Below are 21268 nucleotides of genomic sequence, written 5' to 3'. Positions count from 1 at the left end.
GCGCTCGCCGGCCCCCGCCTCCCGGCCGGCCCGCCGGTGCCTTCCCCCGGTACCGCCCGCACCGGCCCCTCTGGTGAGAGGAAGTGTCATGCCCCTGCCGACCCACACCCTGCTGGCAGAGACACGGAAACGGATCGTCCCCCCGAGAACCGCGCCACCCCCCGCACCCACCACCCGCGCGGCCGTCCCCCCGCTCGCCCCCGGCGCGGTACCCGGCCTCGGCCACGCCGCCGCCCTGCTGCGCGACCCGCTCGGTTTCCTCGGCTCACTGTCCCGACACGGCGGCGTGGTCCGGATCCGGCTCGGGCCGCGCACCGTCTGCGTGGTGACCGACGCCCGGCTCGTCCACACCCTGCTCGTCGCCCTCGCCCGCGACTGCCCGCGCGGCGCCGTCCAGGACACCCTGAAGACCGCCTTCGGCGACGGCCTGTTGATGTCCGAGGGCCAGGCGCACCGCGACCGCCGCCGGATCATCCAGCCCGCCTTCGGACCGGACCGGATGGCCGGGTACCTGGCGGTGATGCACCAGGTCACCGAGGAGCGGGCCGGCCGCTGGCGACCCGGCCAAGTCCTCGACGTGGCGAAGGAGATGAACCACCTGGCCCTGGAGATCGTCACCCGCTCGCTGTTCGGCGCCCGCCTCAGCGAGGACGCCACCCTCGCCTTCCACCGGGCCCTGCCGGACCTGGTGAAGGGGCAGATCGTCCAGTCCCTCTACCCCCACCCGGCCCTGGCCCGGCTGCCGCTGCCCGTCAACCGGCGCTTCGACGCCGCCGTCCGGGTGCTCAACCGGGTGGTCGACCAGGCCGTCAACGGCCGCCCCGGGACGGACCGGACGGCCCTGACGGACCGGCCCGGCGGCACCCTGCCCGACCTGCTGCGGGCCGCCACCGACCCGGCCACCGGCCGTCCGCTCACCGAGGCCGACGTCCGCTCCGAGGCGATCACCATGTTCGGCGCGGGCACCGAGACCGTCTCCACCACCCTCACCTGGCTGCTGGACGAACTCCTGCGCCACCCCGAGGTGGAGGCCCGCGTGCTCGCCGAACTGGACGAGCACCTGCCCGCCGGCACCGTCCCCACCCCGGAGGCGCTCGGCCGGCTCGGCTACACCCGCAGCGTCACCCAGGAAGTGGTGCGGCTGCACGCGCCCAACGCCTTCCTGATGCGCACCGCCCAGGTGCCGGTGGACCTCGGCCCGTACCGGATCCCGGCCGGCACCGAGCTGCTGTACAGCCTCACCGCGCTGCACCGCGACCCGGTGCGCTACCAGGAGCCGCTGAGCTTCCGGCCCGAGCGCTGGCAGGACGGCGGCGGGCTCGGCCGGCCGTCCTTCCTGCCGTTCGGGGCGGGCAAGCACAAGTGCATCGGCGAGGCCTTCGCCTGGGCCGAACTCACCGTCGCGGCGGCCGCGATCCTGCGCCGCTGGCGGCCGGTGGCGGTGCCGGGGGCCCGGGCCCGGGAGGTGGTGTGGACGACGGTCCAGGCCCACGGGCTGCGGGTACGGCTGGCGCCCCGCACCGAGGCCGCCGCCACCTCGGCGGTGCGGACGGGCACGCCGGAACGGGCGGCCGAGCCGGCCGGAGCGTTCCCGACGGTCCGGGCGCGCCCGACCGGTTGCCCGTTCACCGGTACCGCCGACACCCCTGCCACCGCCCGCCCCGCCAACACCCCCGCCACCGCCCGCCCCGGCACCGGCACCGGCACCGCCGTAGCACCCCCGCAGCCGCGCCCGCCCGCCGAACTGCGCGCCGCCGCCGACCGGCACGCCGACTGGGCGGTCCACCACGGCCTGCTCGCCCCCACCGAGCTGCCCGGCTACCGGGCCTACGCCCTGCACGAGCTGATCGGCCACGCCTTCCCGCGCGTCCGGGGCGCCGAACTGGACCTGCTGGTGGACATGCTGGGCTGGTTCACCGTCCTGGACGACCACTTCGACGGCCCGCCCGGACGCCGGCCCACGGAGGCGCACGCGCTGGTCGACCCGCTGATCTCCACCCTCGCGGACGGGCCCCGCCCGACCGCCCCGGAGGGCCGGCTCCTCACCGCCTGGCGGGAACTCTGGGACCGCCAGAGCGAATCCGCCTCCCCCGCCTGGCGCGCCCGGGCCGCCCACGAGTGGCGGGCCTGCCTGGCCACCTTCCCCGCCGAGGCCGAGCACCGCGCCCGCGGCACCGTCCCCGCCCTGGGCCTGGGCCTCGCGGAGACCATGCGGCTGCGCCGCCACGGCAGTTGTCTCTACCCGTTCATGAACATACTGGAACGGGTCCACGGCGCCGACGCCCCCGCCGCCCTGCACGCGGAGCCCGCACTGCACCGCCTGCGCGCCAACACCGCCGACGCCGCCACGCTGATCAACGACCTCTACTCGCTGGAGCGGGAGGAACGGCAGAGCGCGGCCGCCTTCAACACCGTCCTCACCCTGCAACGGGCCCGCGGCTGCACCCGCAGCCGGGCCGTCGGCGCGGTCCGCGCCCGGGTCGCCCACCTGCGCCGGGAGAACGAGGAACTGCGCCGCGACCTGGGCCGCCGGCACCCGGCGGGACGCTGGTACCTGGACGGCACCCGGGAACTGGTCACCGGCGTCCAGGCCTGGACCAGCACCAGCAACCGCTACCAGGTGCCGGGCGGGCGGCGGTAGGACGCAGAGCCCGTCCCCGTGCTACTTGCGGTCGCCGAGCGCGAACAGCAGCAGGACGAAGCCCGCGAACAGGTGCGTGGCGAAGATGTAGATGCCCGCCCGGATCAGCATCGCCTTGCGGCGGCTCTTCTCCTCGCTCGTGCCGTCGCCCTTCACCGGACGGTCGGCGCCGGCGGTGGTGTCGGCGGTGTCGCTCATGCTGGTGCTCTCCTCGGATCTGACGCTGCGGGCTGCGAGCTGCGGGCCGCAGCCTCAGCGGGGCGACCGGCCGCCGGCGGCACGCAGCTCGGTGAGCAGCGCGCCCTGGTCGGTGATCAGCTCGGTCAGGATCCGACGCGCCGCGCGCAGCAGGTCGGCGACGTCCGGGGTGCTGAGCGCGTACACCACGGTGTTGCCCTCGCGGGTGGCCGTGACCAGCTGGGTGCGGCGCAGCACCGCGAGCTGCTGGGAGAGGTTGGACGGTTCGACCTCGATCTCCGCCAGCAGCTCGCGCACCGGCCGGGGGCCGTCCTGGAGCAGTTCCAGGACCCGGATCCGGACCGGGTGGCCGAGGGTGCGGAAGAACTCCGCCTTCGCCTGGTAGAGCGGGACCGGCATCGTCCGTCGCCTCCCTCGGATCCGGCTCGGTGGTCGTCCGGCCGGGCGGGGGTCCACGCCGCGGCCGGTAGGCATCATCGCGACAGATGAAGATTTCTTCAAGTCGTCACAGTGAAAGGTGACCACACCCACATCGGGGAGCGCGTCCGGGACCGGATCGGCGGCCACGCCGGTCACCGCACCGGCGACCGGATCGGGACAGCCGAGGGCCGAGCCCGGGACGCTGCCAACTCCCGGGCTCGGCAGTCTGGATGACGAGCCGTCAGCAGCTTACAGGCACATCCAGGGTGACCGGGACCGGTCCACGGAAGCTCCCCTCCACCGCGAAGGAGGCGTGCACGACCGACCCGCACGGCGCCGTGGTGCTGATCCCGTCCACCCGGACGGTGCTGACCTTGAAGACGGTCCGCCCGGACACCGCGCCGAGCGGGCCGACGCCGACCACGTCGGCCGACAGCCGGGTGATCAGCTCCTGGGGCGCCGGCGGCCACGGCGTCCCCGGCGACGGCGGGCCGGCCAGGCCGATCTGGCCGTACAGCACGACGCCGTCACCGGTGACGTCGGCGCAGACCCGGGTGGATAGCCCGGCCTGGAGGCCGGACCACCCGCAGGTGGTCACCGTGCCGGACTCCTGCCCGGCGGCGAGCGCCGGGACGGGGGCGGAGAGCAGGGCGACGGCACCGGCCGCGCCCGCCGCGATCCGGGTGATGCGGTTCATGGCTCCTCCTTCGGAGGGTGTGAGGAATGAACTCGTGGGACAGGAATCGATTAGTGTGTCATGGCACATATGACATTTCATACGTGCCATGACGAATACTCTGCCATGCGATTCCATCGCCAGAGCCGACTATTCCCTTCGATGTATCGCCTCGACTGAAAGCAGACCTACGATGGCGCGTTCCCGCCCGAAGGGGCGAACCGCCGCACCCGCCGAGGCGTCACCCCGCTGAACCATGGGTGAACCACCGCCCCCGCCCCGCCCTCGGCCGCCCGCGGCGCGCGGACGGCCGGGCCGACCGGTCAGCCCAGGCTCTCCCGCAGCGCGTCCACCCGGTCGACGGACTCCACGAAGGCGGAACGGTCGAGCCCCCCGGAGTCGAGCGCGGCCGCCAGCGCGGCGGTGGCGTCCTCGCCCTGCCGGGGATCGCGGGCCGAGCAGAGGATGAGGTCCATCCCGGCCGCCGCGGCGGCGACCGCCCGGACACCGGTCGGACCGTACGGAGTGAGGGCCTCGGCCTCCAGGGCGTCGGTGACGGTGACGCCGTCGAAGCCGAGGCGCTCGCGCAGTTCGCCCTGGATCACGGTGGGCGAGAACCCGGCCGGGCGGTCGGGGTCCAGGGCCGGGTAGACCGCCCAGGAGGCCATCACCAGGCGTACGCCCGCGGCGATGGCGGCCCGGTAGGGGGCCTCGCCCCGGGTCCGCAGCTCGCCCAGCGGCACGGGGAGGGTCACGGGCCGGGCATCGGTGTTCTCGTCGCGCGCGGCGGAGCCGAGACCGGGGAAGTGCTTGGCGGTGGCCGCCACCCCCTGGCTCTGCTGGCCCGCGACGAAGGCGCTGCCCAACTCGCCCACCCGAGTGGGATCCTGGCCGTACGAGCGCTCGAAGCGGTCGATGAAGTTGCCCGGGGTGTCGTACACGTCGAGCACCGGGGCGAGGTTGACGTTCAGGCCCGCGCCGGTGAGCGTCCCGGCGGCGGCGGTACCGGAGTCCAGGGCGGCGGCGAGCGGGCTGGGCGCCGACCCGGTGCGACGGGCGGAGAGTTCGGGCGCGCCGGGCAGCCTGCGGACCTTGCCGCCCTCCTGGTCGGTCATCAGCAGCAGCGGGCGCGGATCCGGCGCCTCGGCCGCCGCCTGCTTCAACTGGGCGACCGCAGTCGCGAGTTGCTCCGGACTGGTGACGTTCTCGCCGAACAGGATCACCCCGGCGGCCCGGCCCTCCCGGATCGCCTGCAGCACCCCGGGCGCCGGGGTCGGCCCCGGGTAGGAGAGCACGATGCGGCGCCCGGCGAGCTGCCGCGAGTCCTCCGACCCGTCGGCCGCCCGCTTCGCCCCCGTCGCCGGCGTCGCCGTCGCCGTCTTCGCTGTCTTCGCCGCCATCGCTGCAGTCCTCCCGCCGGTGGGCCCGCCGGGCGGTTCCGTGCCACGCGGCACCGACCCGGCGGGGACCGGTCCCAGCACGCCCGCCAGTACCAGCAGCACCGAACCCAACTGGGCGACACGCCGTATCGGAGCCATCGGTCCTCCAGGGTGAGCAACGGCTACGGTCCGTCAGCGTACCCAGGATGGCGGCATCCGGCAGCCCCGCGGAAATCCCGCGCGACTGCTCCGTTCGGCTGACCCGGGCCGGGGCTCGCACCCTCGATCGACCGGTGCGCGCCGGTCGGCGGGCCGGGCCCGCAGCGGACGCCCAGGAGCCGGGAGGGGCCGACGGCCGGGTGTCGGAGCCGGCCGATAACCTCCGGGCACTTCGTTCACCCGTACGAGAGGCCCGATCCCCGATGCCCCTGCCCGCTCCGGACGTCGACCGCCTGTTCACCCTCGGCAGCACCTACCCGTCCGGCGACCGGCTCGCCACCGTGGTCGCGCTGCCGACGGCCGAGCTGCCGCTGCCCAGCGGCACGGTCTCCGCCTGCGACCCGCTCGTCTCGCTGGAGGACTCGGAGACGCCCTTCGACGAGACCGCACCGCCCGGCCGCTACCCGGTGACGCTCTCGGTCGTGGAGCTCACCCGGCCCGGTGCCCCGGACGCCCGCCCGGACCGCCGGGTGGCGGCGGCCCGGCTGCGCTTCCGCACCGAGCCCGCCGCCCGGTGGGCGCTGTCGGCGGACGGCGACCCGGACGCCGTGGCCGCGCTCGGGGACACCGACTTCTTCGGCTACGGCGTCGACACCGGCACCGGCTGCTTCTTCGACGCCGCGGCCACCGAAGCGCTGTCCGCCCTGCTGGAGGAGGACGAGGACCTGCTGCAGGACGCCCTCGACCGGGATCCGGCCGGCCTCGGCCCGGTGCTGCTCCTCGATCCCGACTCCGGCGCGGGCCTGGTGGCCTTCACCACCGGCTGGGGCGACGGCCGCTACCCGACCTGGGCGGGCTACGACGCGGACGGCCGACCGGTCGGCCTGGTCACCGAGTTCTTCGTCGTCCCCCAGCCGGGGCGCCGCTCCGACGAGGAGGACTGAACCCCGCCCGCCGCACCAACTCCCCCAGCACCGCGACGCCTTCGGTGATCGCGCCCGGCGGGACCGCCGCATAGCCGAGCACCAGTCCCGGCGGGTACGGCAGGCGGGCGTGCCAGGACAGCGGCTGGACCTTGACCCCGCGGGCGAGCGCGGCCGTGGCCAACTCGGTGTCACTGCAGCCGAGTTCCTCGGGAAGGGTGAGCATCAGGTGCAGCCCCGCGGCCGCGCCGTGCACGGTGGCGGTGGGCAGGTGGCTGCGGATGGCGGCTATCATGGCGTCCCGGCGACGCCGATGGCTGCGGCGCAACAGCCTGAGGTGACGGTCGAGTTCACCGGATTCCATCAGCCGGGCCAACACCAGCTGGGGCAGCACCGGGTTGCCGAGGTCGGCGAAGCGCTTGGCGTCCAGTACGGCCGCGCGCAGCGGCGCGGGCACCAGCAGCCAGCCGGTGCGCAGCGCGGGGGCGAGCAGCTTGGAGATGCTGCCCGCGTAGCAGACCCGGTCCGGCAGTTCGGCCCGCAGGGCGGGGACGGGCGCGCGGTCGTAGCGGTGTTCGGCGTCGTAGTCGTCCTCGACGACCAGGCCGCCGTCCGCCGCCCAGCGCAGCAGTTCGCGCCGCCGCTCGCCGCCGAGGACGACCCCGGTCGGGTACTGGTGGGCGGGGGTGAGCAGCACGGCGGGGGCGCCGGTGGCGCGCAGCGCGTCGACCCGGATGCCCTCGCCGTCGACCGGGACGGGCGGGGTGGCGGCGAGCCAGTGGGCGAGGTGCTGGCGGGCGCCGAGCGAGCCCGGGTCCTCGACCGCGACCTCGGTGATCCCCACCCGCCCGAGGGCGCGGCCGAGCAGGGCGAGTGCCTGGGCCGTCCCGGCGACCACCAGCACCTCGTCCGGATCGGCGCGGACGCCCCGGTTGCGGGCGAGCCAGTGGGCGACGGCCTGCCGCAGGGCGGGGGCGCCGCGGACGTCGCCGTAGCCGAGGTCGGCACCGGCGAGGCCGTCCAGGACGGCGCGTTCGGCGCGCAGCCAGGCGGCGCGGGGGAAGGCGGCGAGGTCGGGCACGCCGGGGGTGAGGTCGATCCGGGCGGGGGTGCCGCGCAGGTGGTCGAAGACCTCGGGGTCGGGGTCGGCCCGGAACAGCACGGGCGCCGGACGGGCCGGTGGGTCGGCCGCCAATGGGACGGCCGCCGACACGGCGGGCGTCGCCGGGGCGGGCGCCGCGGTGGCCGCGAGGGCGACCACGACCGTGCCGCCCCGGCCCCGCCCGGCGAGCTGTCCCGCTTCGGCGAGCCGGCCGTAGGCATCGGTCACCACGCCCCGGGAGACGCCGAGTTCGGCCGCCAGCACCCGGCTGGCGGGCAGTCGACTACCGGCCGGCAGGCGCCCGTCCGCGACGGCCTCGCGCAGCCGGCCGGTCAGCCAGTCGGTGAGGCCGCCGGGCGGGGCCTCGGCGGTGTCGAGCTGGAGGAAGTCGGCACCGGTCTCTTTGGACCTCTCGGCCGCCGCGTCTTTGGACCTGTTCACCGGTCCATACTGGCGCGAGGGTTGGGCCATGACCACCACGACCGGCCCCAGCGCCCCCTACGTCCACGGCTACTCGGACGCCGAGGCCCGCCGCCTCGGCGACCAGGCCGACACCCTCGCCGAGCTGCTCCACGCGGGCACCGCCTACCCGCCCGGCAGCCGGGTCCTGGAGGCCGGCTGCGGGGTGGGCGCGCAGACCGCCCACCTGCTGGCCGCCAACCCGGGCGTGCTGCTGACCGCGGCGGACGTCTCGGCGGAGTCGCTGGCCCAGGCCCGGGCCCGGATCGCCGCCCTGGCCCCGACCGCCCGGGTCGCCTGGCACCACGGCGACCTGCACCGACTGCCGTTCCCGGACGGCGCGTTCGACCACGTCTTCCTGTGCTTCGTGCTGGAGCACCTGCCCGACCCGGCCGCCGGGTTGGCCGCCCTGCGCCGGGTGCTGCGGCCGGGCGGCACGATCACCGTGATCGAGGGCGACCACGGCTCCGCCCTCTTCCACCCGGAGACCCCGGCGGCCCGCCGCACGGTGGACCACCTGGTCCGGCTCCAGGCCGACGCGGGCGGCGACGCCCTGGTGGGCCGCCGGCTCCACCCGCTGCTGACCGGGGCCGGCTTCACGGAGGTGACGGTCCGCCCCCGCACGGTCTACGCCGACGGCGACCGCCCGGCCCTGGTGGAGGGCTTCACCCGGCGGACCTTCGTCGCGATGGTCGAGGCCGTCCGGGCGGACGCCCTGGCCGCCGGGCTGACCACCGCGGCCGAGTTCGACCGCGGCGTCGCCGAACTGCGCCGCTCGGCCGGGCCGGGCGGGACGTTCCACTACACCTTCTTCAAGGCGGTGGCCGTCAACCCCTGACCCGGCTCGGGCCGTCGGGCAACAGCCCGAGTTCCGTCATCCGGTCCGCGATCACGTCCGTGCAGGCGCGGATGCCGGGCGGCGCCTCCGGGGAGGCGTCGCGGATCGCCTTGATCGCGTGCACATGGCGCCTGGCGGTGAGGTGTTCGTCCACCAGGCGCCGGGTTTCGGCGGGGAGCTCGTGCCAGATCGGGTCGTCCATGGCCGCCATCCAAGGGGAGGGCGGCCATGGCCGTCGAACGGTTATTCAGCTGGTGCTGTCGTCGCCGAGGTCGGCGAGCAGGGCACGCAGGCCGTCGACCAGGGCGGCCTTCCGAGGCTCGTCGAGTCCGGCCAGCATGCGGCGCTCGCCGGCGACGTGGTCGGGCAGGGCGCGGTCGATCAGGGCGTGGCCCTCGGGGGTGAGCTCGACGTCGCGGCTGCGGCGGTCCTGGTCGCTGCGGGTGCGGGTGACCAGGCCGCGGGCCTCCAGGCGGTCCAGGCGCTGGGTGATCGCGCCGGAGGTGACCATGGCGGACTGCATCAGGCCGGTGGGGGTGAGGCGGTAGGGCGGGCCGCTGCGTTTGAGGGTGGCCAGGACGTCGAAGGAGGGGGCGTCCAGGCCGTGCTCGGCGAAGGTGCGGTTGAGTTCGGCGTCCACCAGGCGGTACAGGCGCTTGAGTCGCCCGAACACCTCCATCGGGGAGACGTCCAGGTCGGGGCGCTCGGCGCCCCATTGCGCGACGACGCGGTCGAGATGATCTGCCACGGGTTCAGGGTAGGCGACACCCGCTGAATTCCTTAGCAGTGAGGTAACTGTGAGCCACGTCACCGCCGGAATCCGCTGAATATTGCCTTAGCGCTGAGATACATTGCCTTAGTGCTAAGCAATCGTCTCGCCGTCGTGCTGCTGACGGCCGCCGCCCCCGCCGTCTGGGGGACGACCTACGCCGTCACCACCGAACTGCTCCCGCCCCACCGTCCGCTCCTCGCCGCCGTCATCCGCTGCCTGCCCGCCGGACTGCTGCTGATCGCCCTCACCCGCACCCTGCCCAAGGGCAGTTGGTGGTGGCGCGCGCTCGTCCTCGGCGCGCTCAACATCGGCGCCTTCCAGGCCCTGCTGTTCATCGCCGCCTACCGCCTGCCCGGCGGGATCGCGGCCACCGTCGGCGCCGTCCAGCCACTGGTCACCGCCGGCCTCTCGGCCGCACTGCTCGGCGACCGGCTCACCCTGCGCACCGTGCTGTCCGGCGTCGCCGGCGTCGCGGGCGTCAGCCTGCTGGTGCTGCGCGCCGACGCCCGGCTGGACGCGATCGGGGTGGCCGCGGCGCTCGGCGGGGCCGTGGTGATGGCCTTCGGCGTGGTGCTCTCCAAGCGCTGGGCCTCCCCCGCGCCGCTGCTCGCCACCACCGGCTGGCAGCTCACCGCCGGCGGACTGCTGCTGGTGCCGGTCACCCTGCTGAGCGAGGGCGCGCCGCCCACCCACTACACCGTCGACAACGTCCTCGGCTACGCCTACCTCTGCCTGATCGGCGCGGCCCTCACCTACGCCATCTGGTTCCGCGGGCTGCGCGCCCTGCCGCCGACCTCGCTGTCCTTCCTCTCCCTGCTCAGCCCGGTGGTCGCCACCCTGGTCGGCTGGCTGGCGCTCGGACAGGACCTCAGCCCGCTGCAGGCGCTCGGCGCGGTGGTGGTGCTCGGCTCGCTGGTCGTCGCCCAGATCCGACGACCCGGGCCGGCCCCGGCGGCGCCCGCTCCCGAGGCCTCCCCCGCCACCCCGGGCCAGGTGCGCGAGACCGCCTGACCCCGGACCGCCCCCACGGCCCCCACCGCAGTTCCGTTCGGAAGAGCAAGAAACCCAAGGAGAAACGTTCATGCGCATCACCGTCTTCGGCGCCACCGGCAACGTCGGCCGAAGGGTCGTCGCCGAGGCGCTCGCCCGCGGCCACCAGGTCACCGCCGTCGTCCGCGACCCCGCCAAGCCGCACGACCTGCCGTCCACCGTCACCCTCGCCGTCGGCGACGCCGGCAAGCCGGAGGACGTCGCCCGGATCACCACCGGGCAGGACCTGGCGATCACCGCCACCCGCCCGGTGCCCGGCAGCGAGCACGAACTGGCCGCCACCACCCGGGGCCTGCTGGCCGGTCTGGCCGGCAGCGGCGTGCGTCTGCTGGCGGTCGGCGGCGCGGGCAGCCTGACCGTCCCGGGCACCGCCGGCACGGTCCTGGTGGAGTCGCCCGGCTTCCCGGACGCGATCCGGCCGATCGCCCTGGCCTGCGGCGAACAGCTGGACCTCTACCGCGCGGACGAGCAGGTCGACTGGACGTACCTCAGCCCGGCCGCCCTGCTCGAACCCGGGGTGCGCACCGGCCGCTTCCGGCTCGGCCTCGACGAACTGCTGGTCGACGCCGACGGCAACTCGGCGATCTCGATGGAGGACCTCGCCGTCGCCCTGCTCGACGAGGCCGAGCGGCCCGTCCACCGGCGCGCCCGCTTCACCGCCGCCTACTGACGCCTGACGGCACCCGTGGTGCCGGCTACCTCCCACCTGGGGTGTAGCCAGCACCACCCCGAAGACGGTGTCCAGCGTCATCGTGCGTCAGATGCCGGGTCGGACAGGATCGTTCCCGTGAACACCACCGCATCCCGCGCCCGTCGCGCGGCCGCCGTCCTCGCCACCGCGGTCCTCGCCGGCCTCGCCCTGCCCGCCACGGCGAACGCCGACTCCGGCCGCAACCCCGGCGACGCCGAACGCGTACCCGCCCGCTACGCCCGCCAGGCGCTCGACTGGCAGCCCTGCACGGACCGGCCGGCGCTCGACTGCGCCACCATGACGGTCCCGCGCGACTGGCACCACCCCGACGCCGGGGCGGACCTCTCCATCGCCGTCTCCCGGCACCGCGCCACCGACCCGGCGCACCGCAGGGGCACCCTGATGGAGACGGCCGGTGGCCCGGGCGCCCAGGGCCTGCTGCGCCCGCTGGACCTCGTCCAGGGCGCCCCCGCGGTGGCCGCCGCCTACGACATCGCCAGCTTCGACCAGCGCGGCGTCGGCCGCAGCACCCGGGTCCAGTGCCAGAGCCCGGCGGAGTTCCAGGAGTTCCTGGCCGGCGACTACCGCGACCGGTCCCCCGCAGCGATCGACCGCACCATCGCCAACTCCCGCAAGCTGGTGGCCGGTTGCGTGGAGCACAGCGGAGACCTGCTGCCCTACCTGACCACCGAGCAGACCGTCCACGACATGGACCTCTACCGCTCGCTGCTCGGCGAGAAGCGGATCAGCTACTACGGCGCCTCCTACGCCACCATGATCGGCGCCTACTACGGCACGCTCTTCCCGCACCGGGTCGAGCGGATGGTGCTGGACAGCAACATCGGCTTCGAGGGCACCTGGGAGCAGTACGAGCTGGGCCAGCCGATGAGCTTCCAGCGCCGCTTCGAGCAGGACTTCCTGCCCTGGATGGCCGCCCGGGACTCCACCTACCACTGGGGCTCGACCCCCGAGCAGGTCGAGGCACGCTGGGAGCAGCGGCGCACCGAGCTGCACGACCACCCCATCACCGACGGGTCGCTGACGCTCGGCCCGAACCAGCTGGACAACGGCACGATCAACGCGATCTACAGCGAGAAGGCCTTCCCCGTCCTGGCCGGCGCGCTGACCACCCTGGACGACTGGCAGGGAGCCGACCCGACGGCCAGGCAGACGGCCCGCCAGGTGTTCGGCCAGTACCTCACCCCGGACTTCCTCGCCGAGTACTTCGCGGTGACATGCGGCGACACCCCGTGGACCAGGTCCATGGACACCTGGGTCCGGCGCGGAGCGGAGAACACCGCCCGCTACCCGCTGATCGGCGCCCGCACGCTCGCCTTCAGCTCGGTCTGCGCGGCCTGGCCGACGGCCCCGGCGCCCGAGGTGAAGGTCACCGGCGCCCACCTGCCGCCGGTGCTGATGCTCAACTCGCTGCACGACCCTGCCACGTACTACGAGGCGGCGCTCGGCGCCCACCGGGCGTTGCGCGGATCCAGGCTGGTGACGGTCACCGGAAACGGCAACCACGGCCAGTACCCGGGCTCCGACCCCTGCGTCACGGGCACCGTCGAACGCTATCTGCTGGACGGCCGGGTGCCCGGGCACGACCTCACCTGCCCGACACCCCAGGCCGGTTGAGCCACCGACCGGTCAATCCCGGGGCCGCGCGCCGAACTTGGTACGCAGCCAGGCGGCGGCGACGGCCAGACCGGCGAATCCGCCCACGGCCAGCTTGATCCCGGCCTTGGCGACCAGCCAGCCGACGCCCGGCACGCCCCAGCCGAGCCAGTGGAACACCGCCAGCACCACCACGGAACCGCAGACGATCGCCAGCACGGTGGCGCCGACGGCGGCGGCCCGCGACAGTTCGCGGGGGCTGTCGTCGGCCCCGCCGGAGGCCGAACCGGCGCTGCCCGTCACCCCGTCGGGAACACCCACCCCGTCGGGAGCACCCACCTCGTCGGAAGCGCCGTCCGAAATCCCGCCGACCGTCTGGTTCGTGTCCCGATCACCCATGCGGGCGATGATACGGCCTCAGCGGCAGGAGTGATGGGTGTCTCCGAGGTGCTCCCCGGTCTCGTCGTCGGGGAAGCTGACGGCCATGGTGACGCGGTACTCGAAGAGGTCGTCCCGGTGCCCCGGCACCCGTGCCCAGGCGAGCGAGTGCACCTCGGCCTCCGGAGCCTGCCGGCACCAGGCGGCCGCCTCCTCCAGCGCGCGGGCGGCCGAACGCCCGGTGCACACCACGGCGGTGTAGGCGGCGACCGCGACGTCCCCGCCGGTGGTGCGGCCGCTGCGCGACACCGCCCGGACGGCGGCGGCGGCCTGGGTCAGGTCACGGGCCAGGTCGTCCACCACCCGAGGGGGAGCCGGCAGGACCACCGCCCCCTCGGCGACGGTCTCCGGCAGGTTGGCGCTCACGGTAGGGGCCTCCATCCACATGGTCACGCGGCACAGCATGCCGGACCGGCTTTCCTGGCATGCTCACTTTCACCTGAACGTCATCCGTCCAGGGCCGAGTTGGCGACGCCCCCTGGCGCCGCACCGCCCGTCCTGCTAGGGAAGGCCCGACCCGGCGGCGGACATCCGGGCAGGTCAGCAGCGTGGGACGGGAGGCGCCGCCGGGGAGCCCGAAGCACCGCCCACGCACCACCCCTGCGCTTCGAACCGCCCGTCCGGCCGCCGGGGCGCCCCGACGCCCGGTGTTGGACTCCCGGCCAACTCCCGGACGCAGTAGGGGGGATGGGGATTCTCAGGAAATCCTGAGCGGGCCCCGGGGTGACGCTCCGGACGCCGCCCCGGCCGTCGACACCCCCGCTGAGGTGCCGCGTTCACCCCTCGGGGGGCTCCGGGCCGCCTCCCGTCCACCCTGTCCCTGTCAGATCGTCGTGATACTAATCGTGACGGTGGCGGCCACCCCCGGGGTCCGAAAGGGCCCGCGAGCGGGCGGGCACGATGACGAAGGCTCAACCGTTCGGGGATGGTCCGGACGGCGACGGGGAGGGGCAGCAGATGGCGGCGAAGTTCGGCAGTGCCAACGGCGGACGGAAGGTCCGAATAGGCAAGCGGGTCACGGGGACGGCGGCGGCGCTCGCCGCGCTGGCCGCGCTGACCGGCTCCCAGGTGCCGGGCCTCGGGCTCGCCCAGGTCGCGGCCGCCGACGCCGGACCGGCCCAGGACGCCGCCGCGCAGGCCGCCGGTTCCTCCTCCGCCCCGCTCGGCGACGCCTCGACCGGCATCCCCGGCACCCCGGCCGACGGCGGCGGCACCGTCCCACTGCCCCAACCGCCCGGCGCCCAGCCCGGTCTGCCCCCGGCGGGCCCCTTCGCCGCCACCGGCGCCTCGCTGCCCACCACCGTCTTCGCCGCCTACCGCCAGGCCGAGACCAGGCTCGCCCAGCGCTCGCCGGGCTGCCACCTGCCCTGGCAACTGCTGGCGGCGATCGGCCAGGTGGAGTCCGGCCAGGCCAACGGCGGCCAGGTGGACGCCTCCGGAAAGACCCTCACCCCGATCCTCGGCCCGGTGCTGGACGGCAGCCAGGGCTTCGCCGCGATCCCCGACACCGACGGCGGCCGCTACGACGGCGACTCGCGCTGGGACCGCGCGGTCGGCCCGATGCAGTTCATCCCGTCCACCTGGGCCGCCTGGGGCGTGGACGCCACCGGCAAGGGCTCCGCCGACCCGAACAACATCTTCGACGCGGCCGAGACCGCCGGACGCTACCTGTGCGCGGACGGCCGGGACCTCTCCGTCCCGTCCCAGTTGGACCAGGCCGTCCTCAGCTACAACCACTCCACCGAGTACCTGCGCACGGTCCGCAACTGGATGGCGCACTACGGCAGCGGCCAGGTGTCGACCGTCGCGGACCGCCCCGGCGTCCCGACCCTGCCGGGCTCCTCGCCCTCGCCCTTCCTCCGGCCGTCCAACCCGACGGGCAGCACGGGTGGCACGGGTGGCACCCCGAGCGGCAACGGCGGCACGGGCACCGGTCCGACGCCGAGCGTCCAGCCGACCGAGCCTGCGGTGACCCCGACCCCGACCGCGCAGCCGACCGACACGCCGACGCCCACCCCGACGCCGACGTCCTCCGGTTCGCCCTCGCCCTCCGCGAGCCCGACGGCCAAGCCGTCCACCACCCCGACGCCCACGGGCAGCCCGTCCCCGACGGCCACCCCCACCGACACGCCGTCCGGCACCCCGACCTCCTGCCCGAGCCCGACGGCGACCGCGACGCCCGGCGGCACCGCCTCGCCCTCCGCCAGCCCGACGGCCACGCCGTCCGGCACCCCGACCGGCGCGCCCGGCGGCAGCCCGTCCGCCACCCCGACGGACCCCGCCTGCCCCACGCCCACCCCGAGCGGGTCGCCCTCGCCCACCGCCGGTCCGACGGCCACGACCGCCACGGCCGGCACGCCCAGCGCCTCGCTGTCGCCCTCCCCCTCGGCGACCGTCAAGAAGTAGCCGACACCGGACAGCACCGCGAACGGCGGTGGGACGGACCCTCGGTCCGTCCCACCGCCGTTCGCGTTCCATCGGGGCGATGCCCCCGCTATCCCGTCGTCGTCGCCCGGTGCGCGCGCCAGCGGCCGAGCATCCCGTGCAGTTCGTCGATCATGAACTCGAAGAAGGCCGCGCTCTCCGCCAGCCGTTCGGCCGCCACCGTGCCGACGCCGACGGCCGTCTCGCCCTCCTTCAGCACCCGGATCCAGCGCAGCAGTATCTCGTCGCGCCTGGTCAGCGACTCGAACCAGACGTCGTTGAGCACCCGGTAGCGGTCCCGCCGCGAGCCGGGCTCGCGCTCCTTGGCGACCAGTCCGACCTGGATCAGGTAGCGCATCGCGCCGGAGACGGCGGCCGGGCTGATCTGCAGCCGCTCCGAGAGCTCGGCGGAGGTCAGCACCCCGCTCTCCTCGGCCATCAGGCAGGAGAAGATCCGGGCCGGCATCCGGCCCATGCCCGCGACCACCAGCTCGGCCGCGAACCGCTCGACGAAGTCCGACATGGCCTGCTCGCGCCCGTGCCACGCCACCTTCTCCGACGCCCGGTCGGCAGACCCGTCGGCGGACTCCCCGGCGGGCTTCTCCGGCGCCCCCTTCGCCGCCTTCCGCGGTGCCTTCCGCGGCGCCTTCTCCGGCGTCTGCTTCACCACTGGCCTCGCCCCTTTCCGGTGATCATCCCTCGCTCGAACTTTAACGCCTTCCCAATCTTCACGTTTTTCTGAAACTACGGTAGCTTCAGAAGCATGACCAAGGCCATCATCCTGTCCGGTCTGCGCAAGACCTTCGGCCGGACCACCGCGTTGGACGGCCTCGACCTCACCGTCGAGACCGGCGAGGTGCACGGCTTCCTCGGCCCCAACGGAGCCGGGAAGTCCACCACCCTCAGGGTCCTCCTCGGTCTGCTGCGCGCGGACGGCGGCAGCGCCCGGATGCTCGGCAAGGACCCGTGGCGGGACGCCGTCGAGCTGCACCGCCGGCTCGCCTACGTCCCCGGGGACGTCGAACTGTGGCCCAACCTCACCGGCGGCCAGGCCATCGACCTGCTCTCCCGACTGCGCGGCCGGCTCGACCGGCGCCGCCGCGACGAGCTGATCGAGCGCTTCGACCTCGACCCGACCAAGAAGGGCCGCAGCTACTCCAAGGGCAACCGGCAGAAGGTCGCCATCGTCGCCGCCCTCGCCTCCGACGCCGAGCTCCTGCTGCTGGACGAGCCGACCTCCGGCCTGGACCCGCTGATGGAGGTGGTGTTCCAGGACGTGGTCCGGCAGGTCAAGGAACAGGGCCGGACCGTCCTGCTCTCCAGCCACATCCTGGACGAGGTGGAGAAACTGGGCGACCGGGTCAGCATCATCCGGCAGGGCCGGGTCGTGCAGAGCGGCACCCTCGGCGAGCTGCGCCACCTCACCCGCACCACCGTCGAGGCGGAGACCGACCGCCCGGTCGACGGGCTGGACGCGCTCACCGGCGTGCACGGCCTGCGGACCGACGGCCTGCGGGTCCGCTTCGCCGTGGACGGCGCCCGACTCGACGCCGTGGTGCGGAAGCTGAGCGAGGCCGGACTGCGCAGCCTGGTCAGCCACCCGCCCACGCTGGAGGAGCTGATGCTGCGCCACTACGGCGACGAGCTGGCCGCCAACGGGCACCACGTGGATCCCGAGGCCGTCAAATGACCACCACCACCGCACCCACCGCCCGGCCCGCCGCGCCGGGCCGCACCGGCGGGCTGGCCTCCCTGGCCGGCACCGCCGCCCTGCTGCGCTTCGCACTGCGCCGCGACCGGGTCCGGCTGGCGGTCTGGGTGTACGGCCTCGCGCTGCTCACCCTGGCCACCGCCAACAGCGTCCACACCGTCTACCCGACCGCCGCCGACCGCGCCTCGATCGCACGCGGCTCGGGCAGTCCGGCCGTGCTCGCCATGACCGGCCCGGCGCACTACCTGGCCGACTACACCTGGGGCGCGATGCTCGGCCACCGGCTGCTCGGCCTGCTGGTCGTGCTGGCCGGGCTGATGAGCGTGCTGACCGTCACCCGGCACACCCGCGCCGAGGAGGAGAGCGGCCGGGCCGAACTGGTCCGCTCGGCCGCCGTCGGCCGGCATGCCCAGCTCGCCGCCGCGCTGGGCGCCGCCGCGGTCGCCGACCTCGCGCTCGGCCTGCTGCTCACCGTCGGCCTGCCCGCCCTGCGCATCCCCGGCCTGGGCGCCGGCGGCGCGCTGCTCTACGGCGCCGCGACGGCCGTCGGCGGGCTGCTGTTCGGCGCGGTGGCCGCCGTCACCGTCCAGATCACCGCGCACACCCGGACGGCCTCCGGGCTGGCCGGTGCCGTGCTCGGCGCCGCCTACGTACTGCGCGCCACCGGGGACGCGGCCGGGTCCGGGCTCTCCTGGGTCTCGCCGATCGGCTGGCTGCAGCGCAGCTACCCCTTCGTCGACGACCGCTGGTGGCCGCTGCTGCCCACCCTGGCGCTGGCCGCCGGGACCGCCGCGGCCGGGTTCGCGCTGAGCACCCGTCGCGACTTCGGCGCCGGACTGCGCGCCGCCCGCCCCGGTCCGGCCACCGGCGGTCCGGCCCTGGGCAGCCCGCTCGGCCTGGCGCTGCGGCTGCACCGCGGCCTGCTCGGCGGCTTCGCGGTCGCCCTGCTGCTGCTCGGCGCGATGTACGGCTCGCTGCTGGGCGACGCCGACTCGATGCTCAAGGACGTCGACCAGATCAAGGAGGCGCTGGCCCGGCTCGGCGGCCACACCCTCGCCGACTCCTTCGCCGCGCTGACCATGCTGGTCGTGGCGGTGGTCGGCGGCGTCTACGCGGTGCTGGCGACGCTGCGCCCGCAGGCCGAGGAGAGCGCCGGTCGGGCCGCGCCGGTGCTGGCCACCGGGGTGTCCCGGTCCGGCTGGCTGGGCGGGCACCTGGCGGCGGCCCTGCTGGGCTCCACCGCCGTGATGCTGGCGGCCGGTGTGGGCTTCGGCCTGGCCGGGGCGCTGTCCACCGGTGACGCGGGCGTGTTCCTGCGGCTGACCGGGGCGGCGCTGGCCTTCGCGCCCGCGCTCTGGGTGACGGTCGGTTTCGCCGCGGCCGTCTACGGCTGGCTGCCCCGGGCGCTGCCGCTGGCCTGGCTGGTCCCCGCGTACGCGTTCGTGCTCGGGTACCTGGGGCCGCTGCTGAAGCTTCCCTCCGGCCTGGACCGGCTCTCCCCCTTCGGCCAGGTGCCCCGACTGCCGGCGGCCCCGATGGACTGGACGCCGCTCGCGGTGCTCACCCTGGTCGCGGCCGCGCTGATCGCCCTGGCCCTGGCCGGGTTCCGGCGCCGGGACGTCGACTAGGAGCTGTCCGGCGGTGCTCCGCGCACTGAGGGATCCACCGGTCGGATGTCTGACGTAGCCGCGGTCGGGGACCGAACGGGTCGACGACGCACCGTCTAGGGTCGCCTCGGAGCCGCTCCGACCCACGCTGGGGGACCACCATGCCCGAACAGCACGACGGAACACCGCCCGCCACCACCACCGCCGACGGCACCTTCAACGAACCCGCCGACATGCAGGGCTACATCGACACCCTCAAGGCGCAGAACGTCAGTGTCATCGAACTCGACACCCTGCTCTCCAACTGGCTCACCGACGCCGAGTTCGCCGCCCACATGGCCGATGTGAAGACCTTCACCGGACTCGCCCACGCGGCCGGCCTCAAGGTCGTCATGTACTACCCGTCGCTCGAACTGATCTCCCCCGGCGGGGAGAAGGGCCGCTCCTTCTACAAGAACGACCAGGGCGGCAGCTGGGTCCAGCGCGACCTCACCGGCAAGCCCAACGTGTTCTACGGCAGCGTGGTGGTCTGGGTCGACCCGGGCGACGAGAGCGTCTGGCTCAGCCCCAACTCGCCCTGGCGGGACTACTACCTGCGGCGGATCAAGGGCGTGGCCGCGACCGGGGTGGACGGCATCTGGCCGGACGTGCCGATCTACTTCGACGGCGTGCTCACCTGGTGCGACGCCTCCAGCTGGGGCGCGGCCGCGTTCAAGGCCGACACCGGCCTGGCGCTGCCGACCGCCGCCGACTGGACCGACCCGGTCTTCCGCCGCTACGTCGAGTGGCGCCACCACAACCTGCTCGGCTTCCAGCTCGACATCGCCGCCGCCGGACGCTCCGTCAACCCCGACCTGGTCACCTTCGTCGAGACGGTCTCGATGGACTACCGCTACGCCACCGCCATCGGCCTGGACGGCGGCTACCTGCGGACGGCCGAGGGCGCGGTCTCCCAGGTCTGGGAGGTGGACATCCTCGGCAACTACGACGGCATGCGGCACGCCACCGCCACCGACTGGACCTGCCTGATCTCGATGTACAAGTACGCCCGCGCCGCCAGCGGCGCCAAGCCCGCCTGGGCGTTCTCCTACGGTTGGCAGGCCGACGACGCCTCGCTGGTGCTGTCCCAGCTGATCGCCACCGGCTGCAACCCGTACGAGGTGAAGACCCCGTTCAAGAACGACACCGTGGACGGGGCGATGCGCGCCCGGATGTACCGCTTCGTCCAGGTCAACCAGCAGAAGCTCTACGACCCGGCCCCCGCCGCCCGGGTCGGCGTCTACCACTCCTCGCCGTCGCGGGACTACGTCTCCCCCGGCGAGGGCAACGGGATGTACGCCAACGCCACGGCCCCGGCCGGGATCGCCGACTGGTGGGGCGGCGACGACCCGCAGATGAGCTGCACCGCGCTGCCCTGGCTCGGCGAGTTCCGCGGCACCGTCAAGGCGCTGGTGTACGCCCACGTGCCCTTCGACACCGTGCCCAGCCCCGGACTGAGCGCCGCCGACCTGGCCCGCTTCGCGGTCCTGCTGCTGCCCAACCTCCAGGCGGTCTCGGACGCCGAGGCCGCCGTGCTGCGCGGCTTCGTCGCGGGCGGCGGGACGATCGTCATCACCGGACCGGCCCCCACCGCCCTGGACGAACTGGGCGGCCGGCGCAGCGAGTTCGCCCTCGCCGACGTCCTCGGCCTGCGCCTGGCCGACCCGCTGCCGGCCAGCAGCCGGAACACCTACGGCAACGGCACCTGCTGGTACGTCCGCGCGCTGCCGGGGCTCAGCTACCTGAGCAGCACCGACCAGGCCTCGGCCGACCAACTGCTCGGCCCGGTACGGCAGTCGGCGCCGCCGACGGTCACCCTGGCCGGGGACCGCCGGATCTTCCTGGACGCCCGGCAGCTCGGCGGCGACACCGTCGTCCACCTGGTGAACTTCACCAACTTCGACGACGCCCCGGCCGACTTCCGCACCACCCCCGCCGACTGCACGCTCTCCTACGCCCTCCCGGCCGGGACGGCCGTCACCGCCGTGACCGTCGCCAGCCCGGACGGCACCGACCCGGCCCCGCGGCCCGTCCCGTACACCGTCACCGGCGGGACGGTCAGCGTGCCGCTGACCGTCGTCCAGTACTCCGTGGTGACCGTCACCGTCGGCTAGGGCCGGCCGGTCC

Annotated in this window: 20 protein-coding genes; 10 read left to right on the top strand and 10 right to left on the bottom strand. The window is 74.7% G+C overall.

Annotation, left to right across the window (positions count from 1 at the left end):
• Positions 1-88: 88 nt before the first annotated feature.
• Positions 89-2641, top strand: a complete 2553-nt coding sequence (locus tag ABTZ03_RS19490; protein WP_350514245.1) for a cytochrome P450 — start codon at positions 89-91, stop codon at positions 2639-2641.
• 21 nt (positions 2642-2662) lie between these two features.
• Here the strand turns inward: ABTZ03_RS19490 and ABTZ03_RS19485 are convergent, their stop codons facing one another.
• From ABTZ03_RS19485 to ABTZ03_RS19470, 4 genes are all read right to left on the bottom strand, one after another.
• On the bottom strand, positions 2663-2839 hold the full coding sequence (locus tag ABTZ03_RS19485) for a DUF6126 family protein (RefSeq protein WP_350514244.1): 177 nt from the start codon (positions 2837-2839) through the stop codon (positions 2663-2665).
• Between the two features lie 54 nt (positions 2840-2893).
• A complete protein-coding gene (locus ABTZ03_RS19480) occupies positions 2894-3238 on the bottom strand; it encodes an ArsR/SmtB family transcription factor (RefSeq protein ID WP_350514243.1) in 345 nt (114 codons plus the stop codon).
• Between the two features lie 262 nt (positions 3239-3500).
• Positions 3501-3956, bottom strand: coding sequence for a hypothetical protein (locus tag ABTZ03_RS19475; RefSeq protein WP_350514242.1), 456 nt, complete (start codon positions 3954-3956; stop codon positions 3501-3503).
• A 302-nt stretch (positions 3957-4258) separates the two neighbouring features.
• Positions 4259-5335 (bottom strand): glycoside hydrolase family 3 N-terminal domain-containing protein, encoded by a 1077-nt coding sequence (locus ABTZ03_RS19470; RefSeq protein WP_350514241.1) that lies wholly within the window; start codon positions 5333-5335, stop codon positions 4259-4261.
• A 401-nt stretch (positions 5336-5736) separates the two neighbouring features.
• Between ABTZ03_RS19470 and ABTZ03_RS19465 the strand changes: the two genes are divergently transcribed.
• Positions 5737-6417, top strand: a complete 681-nt coding sequence (locus ABTZ03_RS19465; protein ID WP_350514240.1) for a DUF4241 domain-containing protein — start codon at positions 5737-5739, stop codon at positions 6415-6417.
• Here ABTZ03_RS19465 and pdxR read toward each other — a convergent pair.
• A complete protein-coding gene (gene pdxR / locus ABTZ03_RS19460) occupies positions 6362-7939 on the bottom strand; it encodes a MocR-like pyridoxine biosynthesis transcription factor PdxR (protein ID WP_350514239.1) in 1578 nt (525 codons plus the stop codon). The two genes, ABTZ03_RS19465 and pdxR, sit on opposite strands and share 56 nt — an antisense overlap.
• Positions 7940-7967: 28 nt before the next feature.
• Between pdxR and ABTZ03_RS19455 the strand changes: the two genes are divergently transcribed.
• On the top strand, positions 7968-8795 hold the full coding sequence (locus ABTZ03_RS19455) for a methyltransferase domain-containing protein (protein ID WP_350514238.1): 828 nt from the start codon (positions 7968-7970) through the stop codon (positions 8793-8795).
• Here the strand turns inward: ABTZ03_RS19455 and ABTZ03_RS19450 are convergent.
• On the bottom strand, positions 8785-8997 hold the full coding sequence (locus ABTZ03_RS19450) for a hypothetical protein (RefSeq protein ID WP_350514237.1): 213 nt from the start codon (positions 8995-8997) through the stop codon (positions 8785-8787). The genes ABTZ03_RS19455 and ABTZ03_RS19450 overlap by 11 nt on opposite strands.
• A 45-nt stretch (positions 8998-9042) precedes the next feature.
• Entirely contained in the window at positions 9043-9543 is a 501-nt protein-coding gene (locus ABTZ03_RS19445; protein ID WP_350514236.1) for a MarR family winged helix-turn-helix transcriptional regulator, read from the bottom strand.
• A gap of 111 nt (positions 9544-9654) precedes the next feature.
• Here ABTZ03_RS19445 and ABTZ03_RS19440 point away from each other — a divergent pair, with 111 nt between their 5' ends.
• The 3 genes from ABTZ03_RS19440 to ABTZ03_RS19430 all read left to right on the top strand — a co-directional run bounded on the left by ABTZ03_RS19440 (position 9655) and on the right by ABTZ03_RS19430 (position 12943).
• Positions 9655-10578 (top strand): EamA family transporter, encoded by a 924-nt coding sequence (locus ABTZ03_RS19440; RefSeq protein ID WP_350514235.1) that lies wholly within the window; start codon positions 9655-9657, stop codon positions 10576-10578.
• 70 nt (positions 10579-10648) lie between these two features.
• Positions 10649-11287, top strand: a complete 639-nt coding sequence (locus tag ABTZ03_RS19435; RefSeq protein ID WP_350514234.1) for an NAD(P)-dependent oxidoreductase — start codon at positions 10649-10651, stop codon at positions 11285-11287.
• Between the two features lie 117 nt (positions 11288-11404).
• Positions 11405-12943 (top strand): alpha/beta hydrolase, encoded by a 1539-nt coding sequence (locus tag ABTZ03_RS19430; protein ID WP_350514233.1) that lies wholly within the window; start codon positions 11405-11407, stop codon positions 12941-12943.
• A 12-nt stretch (positions 12944-12955) separates the two neighbouring features.
• Here ABTZ03_RS19430 and ABTZ03_RS19425 read toward each other — a convergent pair whose 3' ends face one another.
• Together ABTZ03_RS19425 and ABTZ03_RS19420 are read right to left on the bottom strand one after the other, a co-directional pair.
• The gene (locus tag ABTZ03_RS19425; RefSeq protein ID WP_350514232.1) at positions 12956-13321 is read right to left on the bottom strand and encodes a hypothetical protein; all 366 of its coding nucleotides are present in this window, start codon (positions 13319-13321) and stop codon (positions 12956-12958) included.
• A gap of 18 nt (positions 13322-13339) precedes the next feature.
• Positions 13340-13726, bottom strand: coding sequence for a hypothetical protein (locus tag ABTZ03_RS19420; RefSeq protein WP_350514231.1), 387 nt, complete (start codon positions 13724-13726; stop codon positions 13340-13342).
• Between the two features lie 591 nt (positions 13727-14317).
• Here ABTZ03_RS19420 and ABTZ03_RS19415 point away from each other — a divergent pair.
• The gene (locus tag ABTZ03_RS19415) at positions 14318-15766 is read left to right on the top strand and encodes a lytic murein transglycosylase (protein WP_350514230.1); all 1449 of its coding nucleotides are present in this window, start codon (positions 14318-14320) and stop codon (positions 15764-15766) included.
• A gap of 88 nt (positions 15767-15854) precedes the next feature.
• Here the strand turns inward: ABTZ03_RS19415 and ABTZ03_RS19410 are convergent, their stop codons facing one another.
• A complete protein-coding gene (locus ABTZ03_RS19410) occupies positions 15855-16307 on the bottom strand; it encodes a GbsR/MarR family transcriptional regulator (RefSeq protein ID WP_350514253.1) in 453 nt (150 codons plus the stop codon).
• A gap of 240 nt (positions 16308-16547) precedes the next feature.
• Here ABTZ03_RS19410 and ABTZ03_RS19405 point away from each other — a divergent pair, with 240 nt between their 5' ends.
• From ABTZ03_RS19405 to ABTZ03_RS19395, 3 genes are all read left to right on the top strand, one after another.
• Positions 16548-17474, top strand: a complete 927-nt coding sequence (locus tag ABTZ03_RS19405; protein WP_350514229.1) for an ABC transporter ATP-binding protein — start codon at positions 16548-16550, stop codon at positions 17472-17474.
• Positions 17471-19123 (top strand): ABC transporter permease, encoded by a 1653-nt coding sequence (locus tag ABTZ03_RS19400; protein ID WP_350514228.1) that lies wholly within the window; start codon positions 17471-17473, stop codon positions 19121-19123. The genes ABTZ03_RS19405 and ABTZ03_RS19400 overlap by 4 nt, the downstream gene beginning before the upstream one ends.
• Positions 19124-19263: 140 nt before the next feature.
• A complete protein-coding gene (locus ABTZ03_RS19395; protein ID WP_350514227.1) occupies positions 19264-21255 on the top strand; it encodes a type 1 glutamine amidotransferase family protein in 1992 nt (663 codons plus the stop codon).
• Positions 21256-21268 lie beyond the last annotated feature (13 nt).

The organism is Kitasatospora sp. NPDC096077 (assembly GCF_040303245.1).
In the GTDB taxonomy this organism is placed as follows: domain Bacteria; phylum Actinomycetota; class Actinomycetes; order Streptomycetales; family Streptomycetaceae; genus Kitasatospora.
This window is presented reverse-complemented; position numbering and strand designations above follow the sequence as displayed.